Source organism: Arthrobacter sp. Z1-9, from assembly GCF_054792695.1.
In genome coordinates, this window is record NZ_CP096456.1 from 3,975,660 (window position 1) to 3,988,856 (window position 13,197).

Genomic DNA, 13,197 nt, shown 5'->3' on the forward strand with positions numbered 1-13,197 from the left:
CTACTTCTTCGCTTCGTCTTCGTCGATGATCTCGGCGTCGACGATGTCCTCGTCAGCAGCCTTCTCGCCGCCCGCGGCACCGGCGGCACCTTCAGCACCTGCGGCACCGGTGGCGCCGTTGGGGGAACCGGCCTGGGCGTAGATGGCCTCGCCCAGCTTGCCCTGGGAAGCCTGCAGCTTCTCGAAGGCGGCCTTTACAGCGGCGTCGTCCGTGCCTTCGAGGGCCTTCTTGAGGTCGTCGACGTCGGTCTGGACCTCGGTCTTGACCTCTTCGGGCAGCTTGTCGGCGTTGTCGGCGATGAGCTTGTCCACGGAGTAGGCGAGCTGCTCTGCCGTGTTGCGGGTGTCGGTGGCCTCGCGGCGTGCCTTGTCCTCGGCTGCGTGCTCCTCGGCATCCTTGACCATGCGGTCGATGTCTTCCTTGGAGAGGCTGGAACCGCCCGTGATGGTCATGGACTGTTCCTTGCCGGTGCCCTTGTCCTTGGCGGAGACGTGCACGATGCCGTTGGCGTCGATGTCGAACGTCACCTCAACCTGCGGGACGCCGCGCGGGGCCGGGGCGATGCCGGTCAGCTCGAACGTGCCCAGCGGCTTGTTGTCGCGGGTGAACTCGCGCTCGCCCTGGAAGACCTGGATGGCCACGGACGGCTGGTTGTCATCAGCGGTGGTGAAGGTCTCGGACCGCTTGGTGGGGATGGCGGTGTTGCGCTCGATCAGGTGCGTCATGACGCCGCCCTTGGTTTCGATGCCGAGGGACAGCGGGGTGACGTCAATCAGGAGGACGTCCTTGCGCTCACCCTTCAGCACGCCGGCCTGGAGGGCTGCGCCAACGGCCACAACCTCATCCGGGTTGACGCCCTTGTTCGGCTCCTTGCCGCCGGCGAGTTCCTTCACCAGCTCGGAGACTGCGGGCATACGGGTGGAGCCACCCACCAGGACGATGTGGTTGATGTCGGAGAGCTTGATGCCGGCTTCCTTGATCACGTCGTGGAACGGCTTCTTGGTGCGCTCCAGCAGGTCCTTGGTGAGGTCCTGGAACTTGGCGCGGGTCAGCTGCTCGTCCAGGTGGACCGGGCCGTCAGGGGTGACGGACAGGTACTGGAGGGAAACGTTGGTGCTGGTGGAGGAGGACAGTTCCTTCTTCGCCTGCTCGGCTGCTTCGCGGAGGCGCTGCAGGGCGATCTTGTCCTTGGACAGGTCGATGCCCTTGACCTTGAGCTGGTTCAGCAGGTAGTCAACCACCCGCTGGTCCCAGTCGTCGCCGCCCAGGCGGTTGTCACCGGCGGTGGCGCGGACCTGGATGGTGGAGAAGTTGTCTTCGTCCTTGCCGACTTCCAGCAGGGAGACGTCGAAGGTACCGCCGCCGAGGTCGAAGACCAAAATGAGTTCGTCTTCCTTGCCCTTGTCCAGGCCGTAGGCCAGTGCGGCCGCGGTGGGCTCGTTGACGATGCGGAGGACGTTCAGGCCCGCGATTTCGCCGGCTTCCTTGGTGGCCTGGCGCTCGGCGTCGTTGAAGTACGCCGGAACGGTGATCACAGCGTCGGTGACCTTTTCACCCAGGTAGGACTCGGCGTCGTTCTTCAGCTTCATGAGGATACGCGCGGAAATTTCCTGCGGGGTGTACTTCTTCTCGTCGATGCCCACGGTCCAGCCAGTACCCATGTGGCGCTTGACGGAGGCGATGGTGCGGTCGATGTTGTTGACGGCCTGGCGCTTGGCGATCTCGCCAACCAGGACCTCGCCGGACTTGGAGAATGCAACGACCGACGGCGTGGTGCGGCCACCCTCGGCGTTGGCAATAACGGTGGGCTCGCCACCTTCGAGAACGGAGACGACGGAGTTGGTGGTTCCGAGGTCGATACCTACTGCACGTGACATGTGTTGCTTCCTTCTTTCCTTGGAAACTTACTGGCGCCCTGATGATTGAGCGTTCTGCACTCAACTTTACTCAGGGCGCCAGCGATGTCAATCCAAGTTGAGCGCAGTACGCTCAACTTGGTTCAAGGCAGTTGTGATTTGGCTTGGAGCTCCGCAGGAGGCTGGGCTTGAGCAGCAGACGACGACGGCCCGCCGTTTCGCTGCTGGAGAACTGCGCTGCAGGGCTGCTGGCCTTACGGCGCTATCTGTCGCTGTCCCGGTCGCCGTGAAGGGGTCCCCGCTCCTCGGATGTGGTGTTAACCTGCCCGTCGGTAAGCCCCTCACGGATGCTGTCCGTTTCATGCGCCGTACCGGCAGTACCGGCGTCCCCGTAGTCGCCGTCCTCGTATTCACCCTCTTCGAGGTTCCCGGCAGGGTCCCCTACAGTGCCGGCATCACCGTAGTCACCGGATACGTACTGCCCACCCTCGCCCTCCAGCCCGGGGGCGCTGTTTCCCCTGCGGGGCTGCTCGGCTGCGGATTCCTGGTTCTCACTCATGGTGCATCTCTCCTTTGAGTTCCGCGTCCATGCGGGCGCATTTGCAGTCTATCCAGCAGGCGTTTTCGCCAACAGGGCTTTTATTCGGCCGCGCTCACCAAGCCGGCAACCTCCGCCAGGACGTTGAGGTGGTGGTCGAAAAGTTCCTCTGGAGCAGAAAATGTGTCTGGTCCGTATTGGTTGAAGACCTCGAAACTCACGGCGCCAAAGAGCGCGCTCCACACCAAAACCCCCCTCGCCACCAGTTCTTCAGCCATCTCCAACCTGAATGCTGAGCGAATGGCGGCAAGGTCCGCGCCCAGGGCTGCCGGGACGCCGACTGTTGCTGACGCGGGGACGGCCAGGCGGCCAGCCCGGGAGGCCGCGTCGAGAATCCCTACCAGAGCCACGATGACGCGGGTGCCGGGGCCCGTGGTCCGCTCCGCGGGAGCCTCGTAGCCTGGCACCGGACTGCCGAAAAGAAGGGCATAACGGGCAGGTTCCCGCAACGCCCACGTTCTGACGGCTCGGCCCAATGCGAGAAAGCGGCCCCGGTGGTCGCTTTCGGAAGCCGCTGCCAGCGCCGCATCAACAACGTCACCCAACTCCTCATACCCGTCGATCAGCAGCAGCGTCAGGAGTTCGTCGCGGCTCTCCACGTAGCGGTAGACGGCGGAGGACACCACGCCCAGATCCCTGGCCACGGCACGCAGGGAAAGGGCGGCCGCCCCATGGACAGCTAGGTGCTTCCGGCCCAGGCGGACGATGTCCGCCACCGTCTGGGCCCTTGCCCGCTGGCGCGGCGCTTGCCTCACTGTTTCCTTATCCGGTCCAGTCACGGTTCCAGCATTGCACAAGAAAGAGCAGCGGCAACAAAAGAGAGCACCGCTCTTGACATTGAGTGCGCGCGAGTCGATTCTTATTGGGAGAGCAGTGCTCTCATTAGGGCCAACCAGGAGGAAAAATGTCGAATCTGTATGTGGTGACCGGAGCGGGACCGGTGGGCTGGACCGTGGCCGAACAACTCGCCGGGCAGGGACATCGGGTGCGGCTCCTGACGCGATCGGGCAGCGGGCCGGAGCACCCCCAGGTGGAGCGGATAGTGGGCGATGCGAAGGATCCTGCGCAGCTGTCCACCGCCCTCGCGGGGGCAAGCGCGATCTTCCACTGCATCCACGGGTCGGCCTACAGGGCCTCAGCCTGGCGGGCGGAACTGCCCGCCGTGGAGCAGGCGGTGCTGGCTGCAGCGGCCGAGGCCGGCGCCGTCGTCGTATTCCCGGAAAGCCTCTACGCCTACAGCGAGCCGGACCGGCTGATGACTGAAGCCGGCCCAAGGACGGCAACGGGCGGCAAACGCGGTGTCCGGACACAGTTGCTCCAGGCGCGTGCCGAAGCGAAGGCACCAACGGTCAGCGTGGTCGCAAGTGATTTTTACGGCCCGCGCGTCCGGATGGCGCACGCCGGCGAGCGCATGGTCCCGGCGATCCTGGCAGGAAAACGCCTGCAGGTGATGGGCAGCGCCAGCCAGCCGCATTCCTTTACCTACGTTCCTGACCTTGCGGCAGCCATGATTGCTGCCGCCCGGACTCCGTCGGCTTGGAACCGGGTGTGGCATGCCCCCACCGGCCCGGCCCTCAGCCAGCGGCAACTGGCGGGCGCCATTGCCCGGGCGGCCGCCGCGGATACGCCAAAGGTCGGAGTGCTTCCGGGGTGGATGCTTCGGGCGGCAAAGCCGTTTTCCGCCGACGCCCGCGAGCTGGCGGAGATGCTGTACCAGTTCGAGCGCCCGTTTGTGATGGACTCTGCAGCCAGTGAAGCAGCCCTCGGAGTGCACCCCACGCCCCTCGCCGAGGCTGCTGCCGCCACCGTGGACTGGTGGCGGCGGCAGAACTAGCGGACGGCGGCGGAGTGGCGTCCGGGCTCGGCAGTTCCGGCCGGGTCTTCAGGGTTGGCGCCGGGCTCCACGGGTGCGCCCTTCCCGGGACGGCCCAGCTTCCCCGGCCACCAGATCCGCGGACCGATGTCGTACGCCAGGGCGGGCACCAGCAGCGAGCGCACCAGGACGGTGTCCAGCAGCACCCCGAAAGCGACGATGAATGCCAGCTGCACCAGGAACATGATGGGAATGACACCCAGGGCGGCAAACGTCGCAGCGAGCACCACACCGGCGGAGGTGATCACACCGCCGGTGACGCCAAGGCCGCGAAGAATGCCGGGGCGGGTGCCATGCTTCAGGGACTCCTCCCGCACGCGGCTCATCAGGAAGATGTTGTAGTCCACGCCGAGTGCCACCAGGAATACAAAGCCGAACAGGGGCACCGTGGCGTCCGCGCCGGGGAAACCCAGGACATTGTTGAACACAAACGCCGAGACACCCATGGCAGCCGCGTAGGAGAGGACCACCGAGAGCACCAGCAGGACCGGTGCAACCACGGAGCGAAGCAGCAGCATCAGGATAAAGAGGATGACCACCAGGACCACCGGGATGATGATCACCAGGTCCCGCTGGGCAGTGGTGTTGGTATCCAGCGCTGTGGCGGTCACACCTCCTACCAGCGCGGCGGGGTCCACGGCCTTTACCTCCGCACGCAGGGCCTTCACAGCGTCCTCCGCTTGGAGCGAATCGGCGGCCGAGTTCAACGTGGCATTGATCAGCACCTTGCCGTCGCGGACGTCCGGAGCGCTGGGGGCGCCGGGGGCTCCGGTAATGGGCACGGAACCCTGCGCCAACAGGTAGGCCTCGCCCACGCCGTCGGCCGCTTTCACGGTGTCCAGCACTTCCTCCGCCTTGCCTTGATCCACCACCACGACGGCGGGGCTACCGCTGCCGGCGTCGAAATGGCGCGCCAGTGCGTCCTGGCCGTCCACGGCGTTGGACGCCGTGAGGATAACGTCAGTCTGCGGAACCCCGTTGGCCTTGAGCTGAAGGACGCCGGCGGAACCGGCCAGCAGAAGCAGGACGGACGCGACCCAGACCATGCGGGGCCGACGCGAAACCAGTGAGCCGGTGGCACGCCACAACCCCTTCTGGCCTTCCAGACCGGTGACGAGCTCCGGGTCGCGCTGGTCCGCGGGGGAAAGTTTCGGGCGGAAGGGCCAGAACGCCGCGCGCCCCAGGAGCGCCATCAGGGCGGGCAGCAGGGTCAGGGCAGCGAACAGGGAGCAGAGGATGCCGGCAGCTGCCACGGGACCCAGCGCCTTGTTGGAGTTCAGGTCCGAGAACAGCAGGCACAGCAGCGCGATGATCACGGTGGCGCCGGAGGCGAGGATGGGCTCGAAGGAGGCCTTCCACGCCGTCAGCACGGCGGCGGTGCGGTTGGCGGTGTGGGTCAGGGCTTCGCGGAACCTGGCCACAAACAGCAGCGCATAGTCCGTGGCGGCACCGATCACCAGGATGGACAGGATGCCCTGGCTTTGGCCGTTCAGCTGAATCCAACCGGCCTTGGCCATGCCGAAGACCAGCAGGATGGCCGCGCACAAGGCGAAGACGGAGGTCAGGAGCACCATGATGGGCAGCAGGAGGGACCTGTAGACAATCAGCAGGATCACGAAAACCGCTGCCAGCGCCACCAAAAGGAGGATGCCGTCAATGCCGGCGAAGGCCGCTGTCAGGTCAGCCGCAAGACCGGCAGGACCCGTCACATAGGTCCGCATTCCCTCGGGCGCTGCCTCGGCAACAGTGTCCCGCAACTCCTGGACAGCGTCTTTGACTTCAATCGACGAGTCGATAGGGGCGATGAACTGGACTGCCTTGCCGTCTTCCGAGGGAATGGGACCAATCACCGCACTGCCCAACTCCAGGCCCTCCAGCTCCGTCTTCAGGGACGCAACCTCGCCCAGCCGGGCCGGGGTGAGGCTCTCGTCGCTCTCCAGGACGATCACACCCGGAACCTCATCAGAGTCCCGGAACTTCGCCTGCCAGTCCTGCGCGGCCGTGGCCTCGGCGCTGGCAGGCAGGAAGGACGCCTGGTCATTGGAAGACACCTCTTCAAGCCGTCCGAAGGTGGGTCCGCCGATCCCCGCGAGCGCCAGCCAGGTCAACACGAGGATTACGGGGAGGAGCCAGCGCAGCCAGAACGGAACGCGTTCCTTGGCGTGGGGATGGGGTTTCATGGTGCCTTCCGAACAGAGAACGGGAGTAGGATTAGTTCCATACTAGAGTATCTCCATCATAGAGATAAGTGCTTTCCTAGCTTTTCTGCAAAGGCCGCGATGAGGATCTGCAAAGGCAGCGATGAAGAGGGGTTGGCGCGGCTGAAGTAATATCCGTCAGTACGGTCCAGCGGCGCCTTCGGCGCCTCAGGCGCGGAAATTGCCGCATGGAGCACAAATTCTTGGAGGAGGACATGGCAGGCGACAAGACCTCCGCTGCCTCCGGCCCTCCAGCCGGCGAGGGGCCACACCCGCTAGTGAGGCTCCTTCAGGAATTCACGCTGGAAGCCAACCGCTATGTGGACAGCGCCGGCGGGCGCAAGGACATGCACCGGACCGACCTGAATGCGCTGGCGGTGATCATGCGCCACACCGCGAGCGGGGGCACGGTCACGCCCGGGCTGCTCCGCAAGGAACTGAACCTCAGTTCCCCTGCCACCACGGCCCTGATCGACAGGCTGGACAGCTCCGGACACGTGGTGCGCGAGCGGGACAGCTCGGATCGAAGGCAGGTGCACCTCCGGATGACGCCCAAGGCGTACCAGGACGGCGGCGCCATCTTCGCTCCCCTCTCCCGCCACATGGGCAGCGCCATGGCCGAATTCAGCCCGGCGGAACTGGAAACAGTGACCCGGTTTATGACGGCAATGGTGGAAGCCACGGTGGCCGCGCGGGAAGAATCGTCCAGCGCACCCGACTAGGTTGGGGGTAGCGTTTGGTTATGAGCGCGCAGCAGCCCGAAGACGACGTCTACACGCACGGCCACCACGAGTCGGTGGTCCGCGCCCATGCCGCCAGGACGGCCGAGAACTCTGCGGCGTTTGTCCTGCCGCACCTCGCGCCCGGTTCTGAAGTGCTCGACGTCGGCTGCGGCCCGGGCAGTATCACCTGCGATTTCGCGGTCCTGGTCAACCCTGGAAAAGTCACCGGCCTGGACAGATCACCGGACATCATCGCCCAAGCCAAAGCCCTCGCCGTCGAGCGGGAAGTTTCCAACGTTGAGTTTGTGGCGGGCAACATCTACGACCTCGACTTCGAAGACGAGACGTTCGACGTCGTGCACGCCCACCAGGTGCTTCAACACCTCACCGACCCGGTGGAGGCGCTGCGGGAGATGCGCAGAGTGGCAAAGCCGGGCGGCATCGTTGCGGTTCGTGACGCCGATTTCCATGGCATGAGCTGGTACCCGGCCATCCCCGAACTGGACGAGTGGATGGAGCTGTACCAGCGGATCGCGCGCAGGAACGGGGCGGAGCCCGACGCCGGCCGGCGGCTGGTGAGCTGGGCACAGTCGGCCGGCTTCACCGACGTCGCCCCCACCAGCAGCAACTGGCTCTACGCGACGGGGCAGCAGCGCCGCTGGCAGGCCCGCGTGTGGGGTGAACGCGTGCTGCACTCCGCTTTCGCAGAGCAGGCACTGGAGTATGGCTTCGCCAACCCCGCCGACCTCGCCAGGATCTCCGCGGGCTGGCACCGCTGGGGATCCACCGACGACGGCTGGTTCCTGATCCCCAACGGCGAGGTCATCGCCCGGGCCTAGGGACGATCCTTTAGGGCCACTGGTCTCCACATGGACTGGGACCATAAGGACCCCTTTGACCGCATGCTCGCTGCCCAGGCGATGGTGGAGGTTTCACCCTCATCACCGCGGATGACGACCTGCAGGCTTTCGGACCTGTGGCGACCCTTTGGTGGGAACTGCCACTAAACTTGGCTGGTGCAATTCTCCCTTTGGCTCGCCCTGGCGGGCGCCGGCGCCTTCATCAGTTTCACGCCCGGCGCCGGAGCCATCAACACCATGAGCAACTCCTTAACCGCCGGTTTCCGCCGCTCCATCTGGGGCATCTTGGGACAGCAGGCAGCACTGGTGGTGCACATCGTGGTTGTGGCACTGGGTGTGGGCGTACTGGTCGCGAGTTCGCCAGTGGCCTTCAACGTCATCCGCTATGCCGGAGCCGCATATCTTGTCTATCTGGGTATCAGGCAGTTCCTCAGCAAGCCGGACCTTGGCCAAGAGAAGGTTGCCGGCCTGGGGAACGAGCCAGCGCGGTCCATCTTCCGGCGCGGACTATGGGTGAACCTGCTGAATCCCAAGGCAATTGTCTTCTTCCTCGCGTTTATGCCCCAGTTCATCCAGCCGGACCAGCCCCTCCTGGCCCAGTACGCAGTGCTGACCGCAACAGTCGTCGCCATCGACATCCTGGTGATGTGGTTCTTCTTTGCAGCCGCGGCGAGGTCTTTTGAACGCTTTACCCACAGTGCCCGCGGCCAACTGGTCCTTAACCGCTCATTTGGCCTCTTGTTTGTGGCCGTGGGCATCCTGCTGGCCTTCCTCCACTGACCAGCCTTAGGCGTTTCGGGAGTTCCCATCACGTCATGTGACGGCCCCGCACACATTCTTTACAAATCGGTCAACCTTTGTGAACCTACCGCTAGCCAACATGGCCATTAGCACGCATGCTTAGTAAATGAACTCAACGTCGAGCCCATACCGAGTAATCGCCGTCTGCACCGGGAACATCTGCCGGTCCCCCATGGCCGAGCTGATGCTCGCCGCAGCGCTCGAACGCGAGGGGCTGGAGAGCCTGATAACCGTGGACTCCGCGGGCACCACAGGGTATGAGGCAGGCCGCCCGATAGACCCGCGGGCCGCACGGCGTTTGGGTGCCACGAAGCTCATCTCGGGCAAGCACGTCGCCCGGCAGTGGCAACCGGCCTGGTTCCGTGAACGGGACCTGATCCTGGCACTCGACATCGACCACTACGCGTGGCTGAGTGAGTCCGCCCCTGACGATGAGTCCAGGAACAAGATCCGCATGCTCCGGAGCTTTGATCCCCGGCTGGCAGAAAAGGACCTGCTGGACCAGGGCATCGAGGACCCCTGGTACGGCGGGCACGCAGACTTCGACGCCGTCTGGCACCAGATCCATGCCGCGCTGCCCGGGCTGGTGGGCTACCTCAAAGGGGCTGTTCTCCAGGACGCCCAGCTCCAGCGCGGATGAAAGCCCTGCAGGGATAAAGGTACGCTCTAAACCATGAGCCCTGCCCCCGTCATCATCGCCGTCGACGGGCGCTCAGGCGCAGGAAAAACAACGCTCGCCGTTGAACTGGCGGCACGGCTGCGCGCCCACCACAAGGTCTCGCTGTTCCACCTCGAGGACATCTACCCGGGCTGGAACGGGCTGATGGCCGGCGTGGACCGCTACGTCTCCACCGTGCTGGCACCCTTGAGCCGGGGCGAGGCGGCTGCCTGGGTCAGCTGGGACTGGGAAAAACACTACGATGGCGATGCCCGCGTCACGCTGCCCGCCGAGATTGTCATCGTTGAAGGTGTGGGATCCGCTGCTGCCGCTGCCCGCCCCTTCCTCAGTGCCGTCATCTGGGCGGACTCGCCCGAGGACGTACGCCGGAGCCGCGCCCTGGACCGCGACGGCGGAACGTACGAACCGTACTGGGACCAATGGGCGGCGCAGGAAGAGGAATGGCTGCTCGGCGACGACGTCCCCGCCTATGCTGATGTCCGCGTGCTGAACCGCGCAGACGACCGCGCCCCCGCCGACGTACTGCAGCTCCTGCCCTTTCTTCCGTCGCTGGCTGCCACCCTGTCCCCCGAACTGTCCGCCCGCCGCGGCTTGAGCCTTCGCGCGGAACGCCTCAACCGGCGCCCGGAAGCCACCGCGCTGTTCGACGCCCTCTATGGCAGCTCATCGAACGCCGTCTGGCTGGACTCCTCCAACACCGGTGCTGCCGGGACACCGCCGCAGCAGTCCGGGTCCGCAGCTGCGGAGCGCAGCCGCTACAGCATCATGGCGGACGACGGCGGGTTGTCCGGCCAGTGCGTGACGCACCGCTCCGGCAGCAGCCTGATCCGCGCGGGCTGCGCCACAGCCACCATCGAAGGGCCCTTCTTCCGCTGGCTGGACACCGTATGGGGAGGCGCAACGGTCCGCACCCCGGACGGCTACCCGGGCGAATTCACCCTGGGCTGGCTGGGTTGCCTGGGTTACGAACTCAAGCGGGAAACCGGCGGAACCGATCTTGCCGCATCCACGCCGGACACGGCCTTGATCTTCGCCGCCCGGGCAGTGGTCCTGGACCACGCCGCAGGCACTGCCTGGCTGCTGGCCCTGGACCTTCCGGATGCGGACGAGTGGCTTAGGGACGCGCGGGACGCCGTCGAAACTGCTTCCGCTCCGGCTGCCGGAACCAATCGCGCTGCCAGCGCCGGCGGCAGCAACGGCGTCGTCCTTTCGCAGGCGTCAGCTTTCCGGAGCCGCGATACCAGCGACGCCTACAAGGCAAAAATCACCGCAGCGCAGCACGAAATCGCCGAAGGAAACACCTATGAGGTGTGTTTGACCACCACCCTCTCGGCCAAGGTTCCGGCCGCAGAGCTGGACCCGTGGCAGGCGTACCTTGCCTTGCGGCGCAGGAACCCCGCACCTTTTGCCAGCTACCTCCGGTTCGGCGGCCTCACGGTGGCCAGCACCTCGCCCGAGCGCTTCCTCAAGATAGCGTCCGACGGCGGCATGCGTGCCGAGCCGATCAAGGGAACCCGCCGCCGTGCCTCCGATCCGGCCGAAGATGCCCGGCTGCGCTCCGACCTTGAAACGTCCCTGAAGGACCGCGCCGAAAACATCATGATCGTTGACCTGCTGCGGAATGACCTCAGCCATTTTGCAGTTCCCGGCTCCGTGACCGTGAGCAGGCTCTGTGCCATCGAAAGCTATGCCACTGTGCACCAGATGGTGAGCACGATTGACGGGCAGCTGCGGCGCGGGTCGTCCCGTGCAGAGGCTGTGGCAGCCTGCTTCCCGGCCGGCTCCATGACCGGCGCACCGAAAATCAGCACCATGGCAATCCTGGACCGGCTGGAAGGCGAAGGACGCGGGCTGTACTCCGGCGCCGTCGGCTACTTCTCGCTGAACGGTGCAACGGACCTGGCGGTGGCCATCCGAACGCTGGTGATCAGCGAGGGCGCTGACGGAACCGCGGACCTGTCGCTCGGCGTCGGCGGCGCCATCACTGCCGATTCCGACCCGGGAGAGGAGTACGAGGAGATCCGGACCAAGGCCTTCGGCGTCCTCTCAACGCTGGGTGCCGTGTTCCCGGAGGACTGAAGTCTCCTTGGCTTACTGAACCGTTGCCGTCAGCCTGGCCACGTTGTCCACATAACGCGCCGCCAGCGGCCGTTTGAGCCAGTCAGACAACTTGAGCTCGTGCGAGATGTCCCGGTAGGTGTCTTCCACGGCGCGCATCTTGGTGACGATGTCTGCGCCCAGCAGCATCACCGACACCTCCAGGTTCAGCGAGAAGGAGCGCATATCCATATTGCTGGAGCCGAGGACCGCCACTTCGTCGTCGATGGTGAAGTGCTTGGCGTGGAGCACAAACGGGGCTTTGTACAGGTAGATCCGGACGCCGGCCTCCAGCAGCGCCTCGTAGTAGGAGCGCTGGGCGTGATGGACCAGGAACTGGTCGCCCTTTTCGGAGACGAACAACTCCACGTCCACGCCGCGCTGGGCAGCTGTGGTGATGGCGTACAGCAGCGAATCGTCCGGCACGAAGTACGGGCTGCAGATGGAGATCCGATGCTGGGCGGAGTAGATAAGGGTATTGAAGAGCCGCAGGTTGTTTTCGGTGATGAACCCCGGGCCGCTGGGGACCACCTGGGCGGTGACATTACCGGGATGCGGATTCGTAGGAAGCTGCAGCTGGTGTTCCAGGGACTCGTCGGTTTCGCTCAACCAATCGGTGGCGAAGACGACGTTCAAGGTGGTGACGATCGGCCCTTGGAGGCGGGCCATCAGCTCCACCCATTCCCGGCCGGCCCTGCGATGCCGTGAATTGTTGTAGGAGGGCTCGATCAGGTTCTGCGAGCCGGTGAAGGCGATCTCACCGTCGATCACCATAATCTTGCGGTGGTTCCGCAGGTCGGGGCGCCGCCACTGGCCATGGATGGGCAGGAGCGGGAGCATGCGCTTCCACTGGATCTTTCCGGCCCTGAGCCGTTTTAAAAGGTTGTTGTAACCCTTGACCCGGAGGGTGCCGATGTGGTCAAACAACACCCGGACCTCCACTCCGCGCTCGGCAGCTTCTTCCAAAGCGGTCAGCAGGTCATTGGTGATGTGGTCCGTGCTCATGATGTAGAACTCGGCGTTAACGAACTTCTTCGCCTTCCGCACCGCTTCCGTCATCTGCAGGATGGAGTCCGGGTAGCCGGGGATCAGGTCCACGGAGTTGTCGTCCACCATGGGAAGCGAACCCAGCCGCCGGTTCAACTCCGCGGCCGACCTCACCCATTCCGGGCCCGGGTAGTCGCTCTCCACGTCAGCCAGGGACGAGATCCCGGCGCGCACCCTCTCGTTGACCAGCTGCTGCTGCTCCCGGCGCCGCTTCGACAGCTGGAAGTTGCCGAACAGCAGGAAAAGGATAATGCCCACAAACGGGACGAAAAAAATTCCCAGCAGCCAGGCCATCGCGGTGGTGGGCCGCCGGTTGCCGGGAATGATGCCCACCGCCAGCACCCTGATCACCAGGTCCGCGACGGCCAGCAGCACCACGATCCATGTCGGCGCGGAACCGGCAAGCGAAAATGGCCACAACACGTGAATAACCCCCGGAAGATGGGCCACCGGCGGACGGGTTCC

The 13,197-nt window shown here is 65.0% G+C and carries 11 protein-coding genes; 6 read left to right on the forward strand and 5 right to left on the reverse strand.

Annotated elements, in window-relative coordinates; all coding sequences use genetic code 11:
• From dnaK to M1D93_RS18400, 3 genes are all read right to left on the reverse strand, one after another.
• The gene (gene dnaK / locus M1D93_RS18390) at positions 1 to 1,878 is read right to left on the reverse strand and encodes a molecular chaperone DnaK (protein ID WP_461172890.1); all 1,878 of its coding nucleotides are present in this window, start codon (positions 1,876 to 1,878) and stop codon (positions 1 to 3) included.
• A gap of 241 nt (positions 1,879 to 2,119) precedes the next feature.
• Positions 2,120 to 2,416 (reverse strand): hypothetical protein, encoded by a 297-nt coding sequence (locus M1D93_RS18395; protein WP_461172891.1) that lies wholly within the window; start codon positions 2,414 to 2,416, stop codon positions 2,120 to 2,122.
• Between the two features lie 80 nt (positions 2,417 to 2,496).
• Entirely contained in the window at positions 2,497 to 3,234 is a 738-nt protein-coding gene (locus M1D93_RS18400; protein ID WP_461172892.1) for a TetR/AcrR family transcriptional regulator, read from the reverse strand.
• Between the two features lie 125 nt (positions 3,235 to 3,359).
• On the opposite strand from M1D93_RS18400, the gene M1D93_RS18405 reads away from it, so the two are divergent.
• Positions 3,360 to 4,289, forward strand: a complete 930-nt coding sequence (locus M1D93_RS18405; protein ID WP_461172893.1) for an NAD-dependent epimerase/dehydratase family protein — start codon at positions 3,360 to 3,362, stop codon at positions 4,287 to 4,289.
• Here the strand turns inward: M1D93_RS18405 and M1D93_RS18410 are convergent.
• Positions 4,286 to 6,508: an MMPL family transporter gene (locus M1D93_RS18410; RefSeq protein WP_461172894.1), complete on the reverse strand. Its 2,223-nt coding sequence runs from the start codon at positions 6,506 to 6,508 to the stop codon at positions 4,286 to 4,288. The two genes, M1D93_RS18405 and M1D93_RS18410, sit on opposite strands and share 4 nt — an antisense overlap.
• 233 nt (positions 6,509 to 6,741) lie before the next feature.
• Here M1D93_RS18410 and M1D93_RS18415 point away from each other — a divergent pair, with 233 nt between their 5' ends.
• The 5 genes from M1D93_RS18415 to pabB all read left to right on the forward strand — a co-directional run bounded on the left by M1D93_RS18415 (position 6,742) and on the right by pabB (position 11,667).
• Positions 6,742 to 7,248, forward strand: coding sequence for a MarR family winged helix-turn-helix transcriptional regulator (locus M1D93_RS18415; RefSeq protein ID WP_461175064.1), 507 nt, complete (start codon positions 6,742 to 6,744; stop codon positions 7,246 to 7,248).
• A gap of 20 nt (positions 7,249 to 7,268) precedes the next feature.
• On the forward strand, positions 7,269 to 8,087 hold the full coding sequence (locus M1D93_RS18420; protein WP_461172895.1) for a methyltransferase domain-containing protein: 819 nt from the start codon (positions 7,269 to 7,271) through the stop codon (positions 8,085 to 8,087).
• Positions 8,088 to 8,264: 177 nt separating this feature from the next.
• Positions 8,265 to 8,888, forward strand: coding sequence for a LysE family transporter (locus M1D93_RS18425; RefSeq protein WP_461172896.1), 624 nt, complete (start codon positions 8,265 to 8,267; stop codon positions 8,886 to 8,888).
• A gap of 127 nt (positions 8,889 to 9,015) precedes the next feature.
• Entirely contained in the window at positions 9,016 to 9,549 is a 534-nt protein-coding gene (locus M1D93_RS18430) for a low molecular weight protein-tyrosine-phosphatase (RefSeq protein ID WP_461172897.1), read from the forward strand.
• A gap of 33 nt (positions 9,550 to 9,582) precedes the next feature.
• A complete protein-coding gene (pabB, locus tag M1D93_RS18435) occupies positions 9,583 to 11,667 on the forward strand; it encodes an aminodeoxychorismate synthase component I (RefSeq protein WP_461172898.1) in 2,085 nt (694 codons plus the stop codon).
• 12 nt (positions 11,668 to 11,679) lie between these two features.
• Here the strand turns inward: pabB and cls are convergent, their stop codons facing one another.
• Positions 11,680 to 13,152: a cardiolipin synthase gene (gene cls / locus M1D93_RS18440; protein ID WP_461175065.1), complete on the reverse strand. Its 1,473-nt coding sequence runs from the start codon at positions 13,150 to 13,152 to the stop codon at positions 11,680 to 11,682.
• Positions 13,153 to 13,197 lie beyond the last annotated feature (45 nt).

Excerpts from the sequence above, each read along its gene's own strand:
- M1D93_RS18420 (WP_461172895.1), top strand. The coding sequence starts at position 7,269 with ATGAGCGCGCAGCAGCCCGAAGACGACGTCTACACGCACGGCCACCAC.
- pabB (WP_461172898.1), top strand. The coding sequence starts at position 9,583 with ATGAGCCCTGCCCCCGTCATCATCGCCGTCGACGGGCGCTCAGGCGCA.
- M1D93_RS18415 (WP_461175064.1), top strand. The coding sequence starts at position 6,742 with ATGGCAGGCGACAAGACCTCCGCTGCCTCCGGCCCTCCAGCCGGCGAG.
- dnaK (WP_461172890.1), bottom strand. The coding sequence starts at position 1,878 with ATGTCACGTGCAGTAGGTATCGACCTCGGAACCACCAACTCCGTCGTC.
- M1D93_RS18430 (WP_461172897.1), top strand. The coding sequence starts at position 9,016 with ATGAACTCAACGTCGAGCCCATACCGAGTAATCGCCGTCTGCACCGGG.
- M1D93_RS18405 (WP_461172893.1), top strand. The coding sequence starts at position 3,360 with ATGTCGAATCTGTATGTGGTGACCGGAGCGGGACCGGTGGGCTGGACC.
- M1D93_RS18395 (WP_461172891.1), bottom strand. The coding sequence starts at position 2,416 with ATGAGTGAGAACCAGGAATCCGCAGCCGAGCAGCCCCGCAGGGGAAAC.
- M1D93_RS18410 (WP_461172894.1), bottom strand. The coding sequence starts at position 6,508 with ATGAAACCCCATCCCCACGCCAAGGAACGCGTTCCGTTCTGGCTGCGC.